15 protein-coding genes are annotated in these 15,609 nt (G+C 69.1%); 9 read left to right on the top strand and 6 right to left on the bottom strand.

From position 1 onward, the window contains the following. From F6X38_RS06350 to F6X38_RS06385, 8 genes are all read left to right on the top strand, one after another. A partial coding sequence (locus tag F6X38_RS06350) for a response regulator (protein ID WP_150968780.1) occupies positions 1-148 on the top strand: 148 nt, incomplete at its 5' end. Positions 149-291: 143 nt separating this feature from the next. Next, positions 292-2,550, top strand: a complete 2,259-nt coding sequence (locus F6X38_RS06355; protein WP_150968781.1) for a chemotaxis protein CheA — start codon at positions 292-294, stop codon at positions 2,548-2,550. A 5-nt stretch (positions 2,551-2,555) separates the two neighbouring features. After that, a complete protein-coding gene (locus F6X38_RS06360; RefSeq protein ID WP_150968782.1) occupies positions 2,556-3,020 on the top strand; it encodes a chemotaxis protein CheW in 465 nt (154 codons plus the stop codon). A gap of 97 nt (positions 3,021-3,117) precedes the next feature. Further along, complete coding sequence (locus F6X38_RS06365) at positions 3,118-4,008, top strand: CheR family methyltransferase (protein ID WP_150968783.1); 891 nt, start codon at positions 3,118-3,120, stop codon at positions 4,006-4,008. After that, a complete protein-coding gene (locus tag F6X38_RS06370; RefSeq protein ID WP_150968784.1) occupies positions 4,005-5,024 on the top strand; it encodes a protein-glutamate methylesterase/protein-glutamine glutaminase in 1,020 nt (339 codons plus the stop codon). Before F6X38_RS06365 ends, F6X38_RS06370 begins: the two co-directional genes overlap by 4 nt. Positions 5,025-5,136: 112 nt before the next feature. Beyond that, complete coding sequence (locus F6X38_RS06375; RefSeq protein ID WP_150968785.1) at positions 5,137-5,526, top strand: response regulator; 390 nt, start codon at positions 5,137-5,139, stop codon at positions 5,524-5,526. Continuing rightward, positions 5,523-6,101 carry a chemotaxis protein CheD gene (locus F6X38_RS06380; protein WP_425482826.1) on the top strand — a complete coding sequence of 193 codons (579 nt, stop codon included), beginning with the start codon at positions 5,523-5,525 and terminating at the stop codon, positions 6,099-6,101. Before F6X38_RS06375 ends, F6X38_RS06380 begins: the two co-directional genes overlap by 4 nt. A 40-nt stretch (positions 6,102-6,141) precedes the next feature. Continuing rightward, on the top strand, positions 6,142-6,495 hold the full coding sequence (locus F6X38_RS06385; protein WP_150968786.1) for a hypothetical protein: 354 nt from the start codon (positions 6,142-6,144) through the stop codon (positions 6,493-6,495). On the opposite strand, the gene F6X38_RS06390 is transcribed toward F6X38_RS06385, so the two are convergent. Beyond that, on the bottom strand, positions 6,492-9,122 hold the full coding sequence (locus F6X38_RS06390; RefSeq protein WP_150968787.1) for an MMPL family transporter: 2,631 nt from the start codon (positions 9,120-9,122) through the stop codon (positions 6,492-6,494). The two genes, F6X38_RS06385 and F6X38_RS06390, sit on opposite strands and share 4 nt — an antisense overlap. A gap of 180 nt (positions 9,123-9,302) precedes the next feature. On the opposite strand from F6X38_RS06390, the gene hpnH reads away from it, so the two are divergent. Continuing rightward, positions 9,303-10,478 carry an adenosyl-hopene transferase HpnH gene (gene hpnH / locus F6X38_RS06395; protein WP_150968788.1) on the top strand — a complete coding sequence of 392 codons (1,176 nt, stop codon included), beginning with the start codon at positions 9,303-9,305 and terminating at the stop codon, positions 10,476-10,478. On the opposite strand, the gene F6X38_RS06400 is transcribed toward hpnH, so the two are convergent. From F6X38_RS06400 to hpnD, 5 genes are read right to left on the bottom strand one after another with little or no spacing between them, the layout of a single operon-like run. Continuing rightward, entirely contained in the window at positions 10,434-11,108 is a 675-nt protein-coding gene (locus F6X38_RS06400; protein ID WP_150968789.1) for a phosphorylase family protein, read from the bottom strand. The two genes, hpnH and F6X38_RS06400, sit on opposite strands and share 45 nt — an antisense overlap. Beyond that, the gene (locus F6X38_RS06405; RefSeq protein ID WP_150968790.1) at positions 11,105-11,512 is read right to left on the bottom strand and encodes a GFA family protein; all 408 of its coding nucleotides are present in this window, start codon (positions 11,510-11,512) and stop codon (positions 11,105-11,107) included. The genes F6X38_RS06400 and F6X38_RS06405 overlap by 4 nt, the downstream gene beginning before the upstream one ends. Continuing rightward, positions 11,512-13,509, bottom strand: coding sequence for a squalene--hopene cyclase (gene shc / locus F6X38_RS06410; protein ID WP_150968791.1), 1,998 nt, complete (start codon positions 13,507-13,509; stop codon positions 11,512-11,514). The genes F6X38_RS06405 and shc overlap by 1 nt, the downstream gene beginning before the upstream one ends. Next, positions 13,506-14,783 (bottom strand): hydroxysqualene dehydroxylase HpnE, encoded by a 1,278-nt coding sequence (gene hpnE, locus F6X38_RS06415; RefSeq protein ID WP_150968792.1) that lies wholly within the window; start codon positions 14,781-14,783, stop codon positions 13,506-13,508. The genes shc and hpnE overlap by 4 nt, the downstream gene beginning before the upstream one ends. A 2-nt stretch (positions 14,784-14,785) precedes the next feature. Further along, positions 14,786-15,604, bottom strand: a complete 819-nt coding sequence (gene hpnD / locus F6X38_RS06420; protein WP_246191221.1) for a presqualene diphosphate synthase HpnD — start codon at positions 15,602-15,604, stop codon at positions 14,786-14,788. Between the last annotated feature and the right edge of the window lie 5 nt (positions 15,605-15,609).

The raw sequence follows: 15,609 nt of genomic DNA on the forward strand, positions 1-15,609 counted from the left end.
GCGCCGCGCCATCCCGATCCTGGTTCTGACCACCGAGAGCGACGCGGAGAAGAAGGCGCGGGCCAGGCGGGCCGGAGCCACCGGCTGGATCGTCAAGCCGTTCGACCCGGTGAAGCTGGTGGACGCGATCAACCGCGTCGCCGCCTGACGCCTCGCAACTGCTGCGGCGCGCCGTTCGCCGGCCGCACCGCCGTCCATCCATTCAGTCACCCGCCACGCCAGGGCGCTTGTGCCCCGAGCCGACAGTCACCCGCGCATCCGACACCAGCGCAGCCGAAGGGGCAACACGTCATGGACGCCATGGCAGAAATCCGGCAGACCTTCTTCGAGGAATGCGCCGACGGCCTCGCCGAACTCGAACAAGGCCTCCTCCACATCGAAAACGGTGAGGCCGACTCCGATACGGTCAACGCCGTCTTCCGCGCGGTCCACTCGATCAAGGGTGGCGCCGGAGCGTTCAACCTGAACGACCTCGTGCATTTCGCGCACGTCTTCGAGACGACGCTGGACGAGGTCCGCTCGAACCGGCTCGAAACGACGCCCGACGTCGTCAAGGTGCTCCTGCGCTCGGCCGACGTCCTCGCCGACCTCGTCACGGCGGCGCGCGACGGCGGCACGGCGAATGCCGAGCGCACGGTCTCCGTGACCGAGGAGCTGAAGACCTATGTCGGCGCCAAGGGCGGCGGCGCACCCGCGGCGGGCGGCGCACCGTCGGCCTCGATCTTCGGCGACGCGCCGAGCGACGACGGCATGGACGGCCTCGATTTCACGCCGGTCACCATCGACTTCTCCGACATCCTCGGCGGGGGCGGGGCCGGCGAGGGCCCGAGCTACCGCGTCGTCTTCACGCCGAAACCCGAACTCTACGTGAAGGGCAACGAGACCGCGATCCTGATCCGCGAGTGCCTGGCGCTCGGGCAGGGCACGGTGACCTGCGACACGGGCGGCCTGCCGTCCTTCGAGACGCTCGATCCGGAAGGCGCCTACCTTACCTGGACGATCGATCTGATGACGGATGTCGAGGAAAGCGCCATCCGCGAGATCTTCGACTTCGCCGAGATGGATTGCGAGCTGACCCTGGAGCGCGCCGAAGGCGGAGCCGAGGATGCCGGTGCGGTGGACGCGGCGCTCGCCGACCTCCTCGCGCAGATCCAGTCCGATTCGGTCAGCGCCGGCATCACCGACGACGACGAGCCCGTCGCTGCCGCCCCGCCGCCGGCACCGGTCAGCATCGCGCCGCCTGCCGCGGAGAAGGCTGAGGCCGCGCCCGCCGCCGCGCCGACCAAGGGGAAGGCCGCCGCCGCCAACGAGGGCGGCGACAAGGCCGGGGGCGCCGGCGCGCCGTCCGCCACGATCCGCGTCGATCTCGACCGCGTCGACCGCCTGATCAATCTCGTCGGCGAGCTGGTGATCCATCAGGTCATGCTGTCGCAGCGCGTCGCGCAGGCCGGCCTGCAGCGCGCCTCCGATGTCGCCGTCGGCATGGACGAGCTGGAGCAACTCACCCGCGAGATCCAGGACAGCGTCATGGCGATCCGCGCGCAGCCGGTGAAGTCGGTGTTCCAGAAGCTGCCGCGCCTGGTGCGCGAGGTTGCGGACCTCACCGGCAAGCAGGTGAAGCTGGTGACCGAGGGCGAGTGGACCGAAGTCGACAAGACCGTCATCGAGCGCCTGTCGGACCCGCTGACGCACATGATCCGCAACGCCATCGACCACGGCGTCGAGACGCCGGAGAAGCGTCTCGCGGCGGGCAAACCGGAAGAGGGCACGGTACGCGTCGCGGCCATGCACCGCTCGGGCCGCATCGTCATCGAAATTTCCGACGACGGCGCCGGCATCAACCGGCAGGTCGTGCGCAACATCGCGGTCACGAAGAACCTCATTCCGGCGGACGCGACGCTGACCGACGAGGAGACAGACAACCTCATCTTCCTGCCGGGCTTCTCGACGAAGGAGCAGGTGTCGGAGCTTTCCGGCCGCGGCGTCGGCATGGACGTGGTGAAGCGCTCGGTGCAGGCGCTCGGCGGCCGCGTGTCGATCTCGTCCCGCCCCGGCGAGGGCTCGATGTTCACGATGAGCCTGCCGCTGACGCTCGCCGTCCTCGACGGCATGATCGTGACCGCCGGCGAGCACACGCTCGTCGTGCCGCTCACCGCCATCATCGAGACGCTGAAGCCCAAGTCCGGCGAGGTGCGCGCCTTCGGCCGCGACCAGCGCGTCATGTCGGTGCGCGAGAAGTTCCTGCCGCTCGTCGATGTCGGCTGCCAGCTCGGCTACTGCGATACGCCGACCGATTCCAACGAGGGCGTCGCGATCCTGGTGGAAACCGAGAACGGCATGCGCTCGGCGCTCCTGTTCGACGCGATCCAGGGCCAACGGCAAGTGGTTATCAAGAGTCTTGAGGCAAACTACGGGCATGTGCCCGGCGTGGCGGCGGCGACCATCCTCGGCGACGGGCGGGTGGCACTGATCCTCGACGTGGACGTGGTCGCGGCGACGTCGCGATACGAGCAGTCTTATTCCGGCATCAACCTTCAAGCGGCGGAGTAGCCCGCATGTCACGTACCAAAGTCCCCGAGGGCGGCAAGGCCGAGGAACTCATCGCCTTCCGCATCGCCGAGCAGGAGTTCTGCGTCGACATCCAGTCGGTGCGCGAGATCCGCGGCTTCGCGCCGGCGACGCCGCTGCCGCACGCGCCGTCCTTCGTCACGGGCGTCATCAACCTGCGCGGCACGGTGCTGCCGATCATCGACCTCGCCGCCCGCCTCGGCTTCGGCAAGATCCAGCCGACCGCCCGTTCGGTCATCATCGTGGTGCGGGTGAACCAGCAGCTCGTCGGCCTCCTCGTCGACGCGGTGTCGGACATCCTGACCGTGACGGACGAGATCCTGCAGCCGACGCCGGACGTCGGCTCCGATCTCGCCAAGAGCTTCGTGCGCGGCGTGATGGCGATCGAGGGGCGCATGATCTCGCTCATCGCGATCGACGGGGTCCTGCCGCAGATGGAGATGGCCGCCTGATCTGATCGGGCGGCGGTCCGCTTAAGGATCGGTCGAGGGGCCGGCCGGGCGGGGTTTCGAGGCATCGGCGACAAGCCGGCGGGGGCACGGTTCCGTGTTGAATTCCAAACCAAAGGGCCGCGAAGGCCAGGGCTCGGAAGGCGAGTTCCTGCTGACCGACGGCGACTTCGATACGATCGCGAAGATCCTCTACGAGGACGCGGGCATCGTGCTCGCGCCGCAGAAGTCGACGCTGGTCTATTCGCGGCTCGCGAAGCGGCTGCGGGCGCTCGGGCTCGCGAGCTTCAAGGACTACTGTTCGCTGATCGCCAGCACCGGCGGGGCCGGCGAGCGCATGACCATGATGGCGGCGCTCACCACCAACGTCACGCAGTTCTTCCGCGAGAACCATCACTTCGAGCATCTGAAGAAGAGCCATCTGCCGCCGCTGCTCGAAGCCGCGAAGCGGGGAGGGCGCGTCCGGATCTGGTCGGCCGGCTGCTCCAACGGCCACGAGCCCTACACGATCGCGCTGACCATCCTGTCGATGCTGCCGAACGCGGCGGACTACGACATCAAGGTCCTCGCCTCCGACATCGATCCGAACGTCGTCGCCTTCGGACGCGCCGGCATCTACGACGAGGGCGCGATCGAGCCGGTTCCGGCGGAACTGCGCCGCCGCTGGTTTTCGGAAGCCGTGAACAGCATGCCGGGCAACCGCCTGTTCGAGGTCTCGGACGCGATGCGCACGCTCGTCGCCTTCCGCGAATTGAACCTCATCGGCGAATGGCCGATGAAGGGCAGCTTCCAGGCGATCTTCTGCCGCAATGTGACGATCTACTTCGACCAGCCGACGCGCGAGCGCATCTGGCGACGCTTCTGCGATTTTCTCGAACCGGATGCCTGGCTCTATGTCGGCCATTCCGAACGGCTGACCGGGCCGGCGCAGGACTTCCTCGCCTACGAGGGCACCACCGCCTACCGCTGCATCCGGGGAACGGGGCGATGAAGCCGGTCAGCGTTCTGGTCGTCGACGATTCGGCGACGATGCGCGCGCTGCTGCGCCGCCATCTCACCGCCGACCCCGGCATCGAGGTGATCGCCGAGGCCTCGAACCCGCTGGACGCGCGCGAGAAGATCAAGGCGCTCAATCCGGACGTCATCACGCTCGACATCGAGATGCCGAACATGAACGGCCTCGAATTCCTCGAGAAGATCATGCGGCTCAGGCCGATGCCGGTGATCATGGTCTCGAACCTCACCCAGCCCGGCGCGGCCGCGACGCTGAGCGCGCTCGAAATGGGCGCCTTCGATTGCATCCCGAAGCCGAGCAGCCTCGCCGGCAACACGTTCGAGACGCTGCCGCAGCTCATCCGCGAGGCCGCAAAGGCGAAGCGCCAGGTCGCGGCCCGCGTCGCCGGCGACGGTCCGGGCACGGGCGCTCCCGTCGCCGCGAACCGCCATCCCGGCTGGCCGGACGTCGTCGGCATCGGTTCGTCGACCGGCGGGGTCGAGGCGCTCCTGAACGTCCTGTCGGGCTTCCCCTCGGACTGCCCGCCGACCTTCATCGTGCAGCACCTGCCGGCCGCCTTCACGGAATCCTTCGCGGCGCGGCTGAACCGCGTCTGCAAGGCGGAGGTCGCGCCGGCGAGGAACGGCGAACCGGCGACGCGCGGGCGCGTCTACCTGGCGCCGGGGGGCATGCACCTGACGGTCAAGGGCAAGGGCGCGCTGCGCTGCGCCCTGTCGCAGGAGGATACGGTCCAAGGGCACCGTCCGTCCGTCGACATGCTGTTCCATTCGCTCAGCGCCGCGGCCGCCGGCACGATGACCGGCGTGATCCTGACCGGCATGGGGCGCGACGGCGCCGACGGCCTTCTCGCCATGCGGCGCGCGGGCGCCCGGACGATGGCGCAGGACGAGGCGACGTCGCTGGTCTACGGCATGCCGAAGGTCGCCTACGAGAACGGCGGGGCGGAGCGCCGCCTGCCGCTCGGCCGCATCGCCCAGGAGATCTTCGCCTGATGATCATGCCGCCGCCGGGCCATCAACGAAGATTTTGCATTTCCATAGGTAAGCTTTCCCGCATCGCCTCTTTGCCGAAGCGCGCGAGCATCACAGCAGGGGGCATGGCGACATGAGCCTGAAGTCGCAGTTGAAGGTCTTGATCGTCGACGACCAGCGGACGAGCCGGATGCTGATCCGGGATGCGCTGGATCAGCTGGGGATCCAGAACATCGTGACGGCGGAGGACGGCGAGCAGGCGTTGAAGCAGATGATGGCCTCGCCGTGCCACATCGTGATTTCGGACTTCAACATGCCGAAGCTGGACGGCTTGCAGCTGTTGCAGGCGATCCGCTCGTATCCGCCGACCAAGAAGGTGCCGTTCATCATCCTGTCGGGGCGGGGCAACAAGGAGCTGGTGCAGAAGGCGGCGCAGCTGGGGGTGAACAATTTCCTGGTGAAGCCGATCTCGGTGCCGGTGCTGCAGAAGACCATCGAGGCGGTTGTGGGGCGGCTGCAGTGAGTCGGATCGAGACGCGGGCCGAGGGCCCGTTCCGGCGCGTCCACATCATCCAGGGCGAGGCCAAGGTCGATACCCGCCCCGACGCCGTCATGACCACACTCCTCGGTTCCTGCGTCGCAGCCTGCATCCGAGATCCGGCCGCCGGCGTCGGCGGCATGAACCACTTCCTCCTGCCGGGCGACGGGGCCGCGGGCGGCGGCCAGTCGGAGTCCTACGGGCTCTACCTGATGGAGCTTCTGGTCAACGGCCTGATGAAGAAGGGGGCTCGCCGCCACGCTTTGGAAGCCAAGCTGTTCGGCGGCGCGCGCACGGTCGGCGGCCTGTCCGACATCGGGGCGAAGAACGCCGAGTTCGCCAAGAGATTCCTCGAGATGGAAGGCATCAACTACGTCGGCGGCAGCCTCGGCGGCGACCAGGGCCGGCGGATCGAATACTGGCCGATCAGCGGCCGCGCGCGCCAGGTGCTGATGGACAAGACCGCCGCTCCGACGAAGCCCGCCGTGTTCGCGGCGCCGACCTTCAGCGTGCCCGCGCCGGCGCCCGCCTCGGCCGGCGGCGACCTCGAACTCTTCTGACGAAACCTCTCGCCCCCGGCGGAACGCAAGGATCATCGAAATGTCCGTCGGAACCCTGGCCCGACTCCTGTCGGCGCTGTCCGCCGAATGCGACGAACTCGCCGTTCGCGTCGACGACATGCACCGCTTCCTGACGCGCGATCCCTCGGCGGCCCCGCGATCGTCGGAGGTGGACTACATGGTGGCGGCGCAGGACATCGACTTCATCCAGCAGCACCTCGCTGGCCTGTCGGAATTCCTGATGGTGATGGCCGAGATGACGCCGGACGCGATCCGCGTCGACCTCGCCGCGCCGCTCGCCACCGTCAAGCTCTCCGACATGAAGCGGCGGCTGTCCGGCACGGACGACGACGACGCCCCGCAGGTGCGTCCGGGCGAACTCGAACTGCTCTAGGGATTCACCTTTTCGAAGGCGAGCTTCTTCGCTGCGCTGTCGTCGACCGGCGGGGGTGGGCCGAGAAAGGCCGGCACCACGATGAAGGCCGCCAGCAGCGTGAAGACGAGCGAGATCGCCAGGAGCTCGCCCATGCTCGACGTGCCGGGATGGCTCGACGCGTAGAGGCTGCCGAAGGCGACGCCCGTCGTCAGCGCCGAGAAGAAGATCGCCCGCGTCAGGCTGGAGGCGAGGACGTCGGTGATGCCGGCCCGCCACGCGATCAGGTAGTAGATGTGGAAGGCGACGCCGACCCCGAACATCAGGGGCAGGGCGATGATGTTGGCGAAGTTCAGCGGCAGGCCGACGAGCGCCGCCGCTTCGAGCGTCAGCACGCCGGCCAGCACCAGCGGTCCCAGCGCCAGCACGACGTCCTTCAACCTTCTCAGCGCGATCCAGAGGATGACCGTGATCGCGATCAGCGCGTAGAGCCCGGCCTCGGCGAAGGCGCGCACGATGGTGCGCCCGCCCTCGTTGATGCCGACCGGCGCGCCCGTCGCGTCCGGCGCGACGGTGCGGACCGCGTCCGCGAAACGGCGGATCACGGCGTTGCTATTCGAGTCGCCCTTCGGCGAGACCTCGATTCGCGCCCGCCCGTCCGGCGCGATCCAGTCGGCGACGAGGTCCGGCGGCAGCGACGCGCGCGTCACCCGTTCCGGCGAAAGCGTCGCCTGCAGCGTCGCGACGAGCTGCGGGAGGTCGCCGAAGGCCGCCGATCCGGCCGCCTGACGAAGGTCGGCCGAGGTTTCCGCCAGATCGTGGAAGGTTTTTGCCAGCCGATGCAGCGGTTCTTTTCCCGCTTCGTCCGGGATCGCGCCCTCCGCCCGCTTCAGGGCGGCTTCCGTCCGGCGCAGGGCCTCGATGGTTTCGGGATCCGCCGGGCCCGGCACGGGCGAGTTGAATGCCGCGACGACGGGCGCGACGGCCTCTCGCGCCTTGGCGATGAGCGCGAGCTTCTGCTCCTGGTCCTCTGGCACGAACGTGTCGATGTCGATCGTCCGGGCGACTTCCGGCAGCGCGTTCAGCCGGTCCGTCATCGGTTGGATCGCCGCCTCGTCCGGCACCAGCACGTCGAGGGTGTTGGGTGCGGTGCGCGGGTCCTTCGACAGGTCGATGAAGGTCGAAACGGATTCCACCTTGGGGCTGCGGAGGTTCATCGGATTCGAATCGAAGGGCAGCCCCAGCAGAAACGGGATGCCGGCGACGACGAGGATCGCCGTCGAGGCGATCACGAGCAGCCGGTGACGGCCGATCCAGTGGTCCACCGCCGCCAGCCCGCGCGTTTCCACCGGCTTGCGCTCCGGCCGCGAGCCCATCACCGCGATCAGCGCCGGCAGGAGCGTCAGGCTCGCGAGATAGGCGACGATCATGCCGATCCCGGCGATGAGGCCGAGTTCCGACACGCCGCTGAACTCGGTGGGAATGAACGAGAAGAAACCGGCGAGCAGCGAAAGCGCGGCCAGCGTGAGCGACATGCGCACGCCGCGCGCGGCCCGCACCAGCGCCGTGCCGACGTCGCCGGCGGCGAAGCGCTCCGCGCGATAGCGCACCGTCACCTGGATGCCGAAATCGACGCCGAGCCCGATGAACAGGACCGCGAAGGCGATCGAGATGAGGTTCAGCTCTCCGACCAGCGCGAGGCCGATGCCGGCCGTGCAGGCGAGCCCGGCGAGAAGCGTCGCGAGCACGCTCAGGATAAGACGCGCCGAGCGCAGCGCCATGAACAGGATGGCGGCCACCGCGACCAGCGTCAGCGACATGTTCAGTCCGGCGTTCTCGGCGACCGTCGCGAATTCCTGGTCCGACAGCGGGACCGGACCGGTGAGGCGCAGCGTGACGCCGCTGGTGCCTGTCACACCTTGGGCGTCGGCGACATCGTGAAGAAGCTGGATCGCCTTTTTGCCGGGTTCGAGCGAGTTGAAGTCCAGCACGGGATTCATGAGGACGATGGCCCGGTGCCCGCCGCTGTCGGCCGGAGGGCCGCCGGTTGCCAGAAGTTCGCGCCAGGAGAGGGGGTCGACGTAGCCTTGCAGCCCCGATTGCAGGGCGCTCGTCAGCGCGGCGAACTGCGCCGCCGCACTTGCCGCGGCTGCCGGATCGTCGGCGGACGATTGCAGCGTCTGGAGTATGAGGTTCGACAAACCGCGCAAGGTCGGATCCCGAACCAGCCCGACGAGAAGCGGCGCCTGACGCTGCAGGGTCTCGCTCGTTCGCGCGACCTCGGCGGTTGGCAGCAAGAGAAGGCCGTTCCGCTGCAGGAACGGCGTCGCATCCGGCCGGCGGACGTTCCGGAACGTTTCCGGCCGGGACCGAAGCCCGCTCGCCAGCGCTTCGGCCGCGCGGTCCGCCCCTTCCGGCGAGCGCGCGTCGATCACCGCGACAATCAGCCCTTCCGTCTGCGGGAAGGCCTTCGCGAAGGCGATCTCGTTCTTCCGGTAGGGAACATCGGGCGAGATGAGCCGCGCCGTATCGGTATTGATCGCGAAATGCGCGACGGTCCACCAGACGGCGAGCGCGGTCAGCACGGCCGAGACCGCGATCACGAGCCAGGGATGGCGGATGCAGCGGGCGACGACCGCTTCGATCAAGCTGGCACCTCGACGGGAAGGAACGGGGAAGGGCGGACGGCACGTCCCTAGCGGGCGGGCGGCCCCGGATCAATCTCCACCCGGAACGGCATATTTACCGGACGAACGATCGGTCGGGGTTGGCTTTGGTCGCCGAGGCGCCCATTATGGCGCTGCAGCATTCGAACCGGCGTGTGATCCTTGTCCATTCCCCTCCGCCAGGCCGTTTCGGTCGGCAGCTATATCCTCAAGCAGCATCTGAAGGGCGTGAAACGCTACCCGCTCGTCCTGATGCTGGAGCCGCTCTTCCGCTGCAACCTCGCCTGCGCGGGCTGCGGCAAGATCGACTATCCGGACGAGATCCTGGATCGGAACCTCACCTATGACGATTGCGTCGGCGCGGCTGAGGAATGCGGCGCGCCGGTGGTGGTGATCGCCGGCGGCGAGCCGCTGATCCTGAAGCACCTGCCGCAGGTCGTGGCCGAGCTGGTGCGGCGGAAGAAGACCACCATCGTCTGCACCAACGCGATCCTGCTCGAGAAGAAGATCGACGCCTACGAGCCGAGCCCGTACTTCACCTGGTCGATCCATCTCGACGGCGACCGCGAGATGCACGACGCCTCGGTCTGCCGGAAGGGCATCTACGACAAGGCCGTCGCGGCGATCAGACTGGCCAAGGAGAAGGGCTTCCGCGTCACGATCAACGCGACCTTCTTCAACAACGCCGACCCGGAGCGCATCGCGAGCTTCTTCGACGAGGCGATGGCGCTGGGCCTCGACGGCATCACCGTTTCGCCCGGCTACGCCTACGAGCGCGCGCCGGACCAGCAGCACTTCCTGAACCGCGCGAAGACCAAGGAGATCTTCCGCGACGTGTTCCGCCGCGGCGACGGCGGCAAGCGCTGGAGCTTCAACCAGTCCTCGCTGTTCCTCGACTTCCTCGCCGGCAACCAGACCTACCATTGCACGCCCTGGGGCAACCCGACGCGCACGGTCTTCGGCTGGCAGAAGCCCTGCTACCTCCTCGGCGAGGGCTACGCGAAGACGTTCAAGGAACTGATGGAAGACACGGCCTGGGACGACTACGGCACCGGCAACTACGAGAAGTGCGCCGACTGCATGGTCCACAGCGGCTTCGAGGCGAGCGCCGTCGAGGACGCGTTCCGCCGGCCGTGGAAGGCGGCGAAGGTCGCGCTCGGCGGCATCCGCACCGATGGACCGATGGCGGCCGAGATCCCGCTCGACAAGCAGCGCCCGGCCGAGTTCGTATTCTCGCGCAACGTCCAGATGAAGCTCAGCGAGATCAAGGCCCAGAAGGAAGCCGAGGCGAAATCAAAGGCCGAAGCGCGGGCCAAGCAAACGGCGGACGCGGCGTAAGGCTCGCATCGCCCGAAGGGTGTCGAGCGCCGTCCCAGGCAGCAGGAGAAGCTGGCCGGGACGGAAAGCGAGTTCGCCGCTGATGGCGCGCCAGTCCAAACGGCCAGTCGGTCCGATCGCCCGGACAGCGAGCGGCGGCAGGTTCGCTTCCGCTGGATCGCTGACCGCGCGCAGGATGGCGAAGGGCAGATCGTGCTTTGCCGCATAGGCGGCCGCGACATGCGACTCGGTATCGACGGCGACCGCGCCCGTCCGTTCGTGCAGCGCGGCCTTGTCCCGCGCGGCGAGGAGCGGCGAGGCGGCGCAGGCGAACGGGCCTTCGATGGCGTTCACGCCCGCATTCGCCGCCGCTTCGATGAAGCGGGACGCGAGCCGAGGATCGCAAGTCCATGATCGGCCGTCGTGGAGCGCTTTGGTGCCGACCGCAAGCCAACCGGCATCCAAACTTGACGCGAGACCGCCGCACAGTCCGAAACTGATCACGCCGCAGGGTTCGGCCGCGAGGTCCTCCAGCTTGCCCGCGAGCGCGGACGGCGGCGCGGCGAGGCAGATCACGCCCGGCCCGGCGGCGATGCGCGCCTCGGCCGCGAGGCCGCCGACGACGAGGACGGGACGACCGTCCGCCTTCAATCCGGCATCGTTTCGAAGACGTTCAGCCCCGGCGGCAGGCGCACCCAGTCCGGCCGGTCGCGCGCGAAGATGACGTCGCGCGGTTCGAACTGCGACGGATCGTCGAGCGAGCCGGCATAGACCGTGTGCATCGCGTCCTTGCCGTATTCGCCGCCGAAGACGAGCGAGCCGCAATCGGGGCAGATGCTGCGGACCGACTCGGTTCCCCGGAACGAGGTCGAGCGGACCTGCTTGCTCCGGCCGACGACCTCGATCCGGTCCGCGCGAAACCCCATGAAGGGAATGAAGCCGGAGCCGGACGCCTTGCGGCAGTCGGCGCAGCAGCAATAGCCGGCGAATTCCGGCTTGCCGCTCGCGCGGTAGCGGAGTTGTCCGCAGAGGCAGCCGCCGGTGACGTCGCCCATCACATCCCCACGGTCACGCGCCGGCTGTTGCCGGCCTTGAGATTACGGTAGCGCGCCAGCGCCCAGAGCGGGAAGAACTTCGCGTAGCCGTGGTACTTCAGGTAGAAGACGCGCGGGAAGCCGACCGCGTTGAACAGGCGGTCGCTCCACAGGCCGTCCGCGTCTTGCGTTCGACTCAGATATTCGACGCCGCGCTCCACCGCCGGATCGTCGGCGCGGCCGGCGGCCATCAGGCCGAGCAGCGCCCAGGCCGTCTGCGAGGCCGTCGAGGGCGAGGGCTCGAAGCCGCGATAGTCCATCCTGTAGCTCATGCCGTCCTCGCCCCAACCGCCGTCCGGGTTCTGGACGGCGAGGAGCCAGTCCGCCGCCTTCGCGACGGCGGGCGCCTCCGGCGCGTGGCCGGCGGCGTTGAGGGCGGAGAGCGCCGACCACGTGCCGTAGATGTAGTTCATGCCCCAGCGGCCGAACCAGCTTCCGTCCTCGCGCTGTTCGGCGATGAGCGCTTCCACCGCGCGGGCGAGGCGCGGGCTCGTCTCGGCCGTCTCCCCGAGCTGCGCGAACATCGAGATGCAGCGGGCGGTGACGTCCGCGGTCGGCGGGTCGAGCAGCGCGCCGTGATCGGCAAAGGGGATGTAGTTCAGGTGGTGGTGGGTGTTGTCGGCGTCGAAGGCCGCGAAGCCGCCGTCGCGGCTCTGCATGCCGCCGACCCATTCCGCCCCCCGCGAGATGGCTTCCGCATACGTTTGCGATCCCGCGTTCCTGTCCGCCCGGTCCATCGCCATGGCGACGACGGCCGTGTCGTCGAGGTCGGGGTAGTGGGGGTTGGCGTACTGGAACGCCCAGCCGCCGGGGCGCACGTCCGGCTTGATCTCGGCCCAATCGCCCTTGTGATCGAGTACCTGCAGGGGTTTCAGCCATTCGAGGCCGGCCTTCGCGCGGGCCTCGGCCTCGCCGCCTGCTTCGAGCAACGCATGCGCGGCGAGCGCGGTATCCCAGACGGGCGAGAGGCAGGGCTGGCAGTAAGCTTCCGTCCCGGTCTCGACGAGAAGGCCGTCGATCGCTTCGCGCGCCGTACGCACACGCGGATCGTCGCGCGAAACGCCGAGCGCCTCGTACATCATCACCGCGTTCGCCATCGCCGGATAGATCGCGCCGAGGCCGGCGGTGCCGTTCAGCCGCTTGTCGACGAAGGCGACGGCCGCCTCGATGGAGCGTTGGCGCGAAGCCTTAGGGAAGCGCGGCTCCGCCACCTGCAGCACGCGATCGATGCCGCCGAAGATCTGCGACCAGGGAGCGACCTGATGCGGACCCTTCGGCCAGTGCTTCACCTTCTCCGGCGGCACGGCGAACAGTTCGGCGATGCCGACGCCGCGCGGGTTCGCGGCGACCGGCTTCAGCGCCTGGAGCACCAGCAGCGGCACCAGCACGGTGCGCGCCCAGTAGCTGACCTTCGACAGATGGAACGGGAACCAGCGCGGCAGCGCCATGATCTCCACCGGCATCACCGGCACGCCGCGCCACGGGATCTGCCCGTAGAGCGCGAGGAGGATGCGGGTGAAGACGTTGGCGTTCGCCGCCCCGCCGCGCGAAAGGATCGCCTTGCGGGCGCGAACCATGTGCGGAGCGTCCAGCGGCTCGCCGATCATCTTCAGGGCGAAGTATGCCTTCACGCTGGCGCTCATGTCGAACGCACCGTCGGTGAACAGCGGCCAGCCGCCATGCACGCCCTGGATGCGCCGCAGATAGGCGGCGATCTTCGCTTCCAGCGGCCGGTTCTCCTCGCCGAGCCAGTGGAGCAGCAGCACGTATTCGGAGGGGATCGTCGCGTCGGCTTCGAGCTCGAAGCAGAAGTGCCCATCATCTTTCTGGTGTGCCAGCAGCCCGGCGGTCGCGCGGGCGATCCGCTCGTTCAGCGTCGGCGGCAGGGACGGGGCGTCGGCTTCGGCAAGGGAAGGGGCATCGAGATCACGCGACTCGAACACAAGATCGTCGGTCATGCTGCCATGCGGTTCCGCGATATCCTGCCGCCGCTTCGCAGCGCGAGTTCGGCGGCCTTCCGCCCCGAGCGGATGGCTCCCTCGATCGTCGCCGGAAGGCCGGTATCCGTCCAATCGCCCGCGAGGAAGAGATTGTCCAGCGGGGTTCTCGTCTTCGGGCGCTTCGCCACCTGCTCCGGCGTCGCGCGGAAGGTCGCGCGCTTCTCGCGCACGATCTGCCAGGGCGGCATCGGTTCTGCGGAAAGGCCCGCGACGGCGGCGACCTCGCGCCAGATGTCGGCGGCGAGCGTCTCGCGCGGCCGGTCGTTCAGGCGGTCCGCCCCGCTGATCGTCACCGACAGGCGGTCGGGAAAGGCGAAGATCCACTCGCTCAGGGATCGGACCAGTCCGACGATCGTCGGCATGCCGGGCGGCGGGGCGATACGGAAATGCGCGTTGGCGATGGCACGGTGCTCGTCCGGCGCGGCGAGGTCCGGCAGCAGCGAGCGGGCGACCCAGGCGGGAACGGCGAGCACGACCCGGTCGTCGGGTCCGAGCCGGATATCTTCCCCGGTCAGACGCAGACCCGCGACGCGCCCGCCTTCGACGTCGAGCCCGCGCAAGGACGAGCCGAAGCGCACCGGCATCCCCCGCCGTTCGAGGAGCGCCACGGCCGGGTCGACCAGCGCCGCGCCGAGACCGCCGCTGGCGATCACCGGGCGGCAGGCATCGCCCCCCATTCCAAGCGTTTCGCGCATCAACGTGGCGGCCAGCCGGGCGGAGGCCTCCGCCGGATCGGTGTTCAGCGCCGCGAGCAGCAGTGGGTGCCACAGCCGCTCGTAGATCGGCCCGGTGGTCGGCATGACCTGCCCCAGCCGCCTGTTCGGGCCGGCGAGGAAGAGACGCAGCGGCGAAAGGTAGTCGCTCGCGCGGCTCCCCGGCACGCGGCGGGCGGGGTCGAAGATCCAGCGCGGCACACGGCCGGCGTTCGGGCGCAGCGTCCAGCGCTCGCCGCTCCCGAGATCGACGAAGGGAAAAGCGCATTCGTTTGCGATCTCCAGCGCGCCGCCGCCGCCGATCCGAGCGACGTATTCGAGCGCCGTGCGATTGCCGGAGAGCAGCAGGTGGTTGCCGTTGTCGATCCGCATGTCCAGCGCGACATCGTGGTAGGAGCGGCAGCGGCCGCCGGCCTGCCGCGCCGCCTCGTGCACGACGACCGTCGTGCCGGAGCCGAGCATCGCCTCCGCCGCCGCGAGGCCGGCAAGGCCGGCGCCGATGACGTGCACCGTGCCCATCGTCACAGGAAGCCGTAGCGGAGCACCGCGCCGGCGATGGCGAGCTTGCGTTTCGCGACCTTGCGGCGCGGCGGCGCCCAGCCCCGCGCCATCAGGCCTTCGAGCAGCGGCCGGTAGGCCGCCGCCATCAGCCGCGGCGCGCGCACCCGGTCGCGCGGGCAGGCGTCCATGATGCGGGTCGCTTCGGCGAAATGCTCCACGGCGCGGCTCGCGAGCGTCCGGCAGACGCCGTCGAGGCGCGGGTCGGCGAGGATGTCGGCGATGGGCAGATCGGCCAGCCCGGCATCCGTCAGCCGTTCGCGCGGCAGGTAGAGGCGGTCCATCGCGGCGTCCTCGTCGAGATCGCGCAGGATGTTGGTGAGCTGCAGGGCGCGGCCGAGCCGGTCGGCGAGCGGGATGCCGGTCTCGTCGGGGAGGCCGAAAACGCGGGTCGACAGCCGGCCCGGCGCCGAGGCGACGCGGTCGCAGTAGAGGTCGAGCTCGGCCTCCCTCGGTTTCACCGTCTGCCCGCGCACGTCCATCGCCATGCCGGCGATGATCGCGTCGAAGTCCTCGCGGCGAAGCTCGAAGCGCCGGATGGCCTCCCGCAGGCCCGCGAGCGGCATCGTCGGGGTCCGGTCGGCGTAGAGGTCGGCGATCGCGGCGCTCCAGCGGTCGAGACCGCTGAGGCGCTCCGGCACGGTGCCGCCCTCGTCGGCGACGTCGTCCACCTCGCGGCAGAAGGCGTAGACGGCGTACATCGCGGTGCGCCGGTCGCGCGGCAAGAGGCGCATGCCGAGATGGAAGGAACTGCCGACCGGCGCGCGCTGCTCATCGGGCACCGGCT

The organism is Plantimonas leprariae (assembly GCF_008802405.1).
Classification (GTDB): Bacteria; Pseudomonadota; Alphaproteobacteria; order Rhizobiales; family Rhizobiaceae; genus Plantimonas; species Plantimonas leprariae.

Coding starts and splice junctions, on each gene's coding strand:
- F6X38_RS06355 (WP_150968781.1), top strand. CDS start 292: ATGGACGCCATGGCAGAAATCCGGCAGACCTTCTTCGAGGAATGCGCC.
- F6X38_RS06360 (WP_150968782.1), top strand. CDS start 2,556: ATGTCACGTACCAAAGTCCCCGAGGGCGGCAAGGCCGAGGAACTCATC.
- F6X38_RS06370 (WP_150968784.1), top strand. CDS start 4,005: ATGAAGCCGGTCAGCGTTCTGGTCGTCGACGATTCGGCGACGATGCGC.
- F6X38_RS06375 (WP_150968785.1), top strand. CDS start 5,137: ATGAGCCTGAAGTCGCAGTTGAAGGTCTTGATCGTCGACGACCAGCGG.
- F6X38_RS06385 (WP_150968786.1), top strand. CDS start 6,142: ATGTCCGTCGGAACCCTGGCCCGACTCCTGTCGGCGCTGTCCGCCGAA.
- F6X38_RS06405 (WP_150968790.1), bottom strand. CDS start 11,512: ATGGGCGACGTCACCGGCGGCTGCCTCTGCGGACAACTCCGCTACCGC.
- shc (WP_150968791.1), bottom strand. CDS start 13,509: ATGACCGACGATCTTGTGTTCGAGTCGCGTGATCTCGATGCCCCTTCC.
- hpnE (WP_150968792.1), bottom strand. CDS start 14,783: ATGGGCACGGTGCACGTCATCGGCGCCGGCCTTGCCGGCCTCGCGGCG.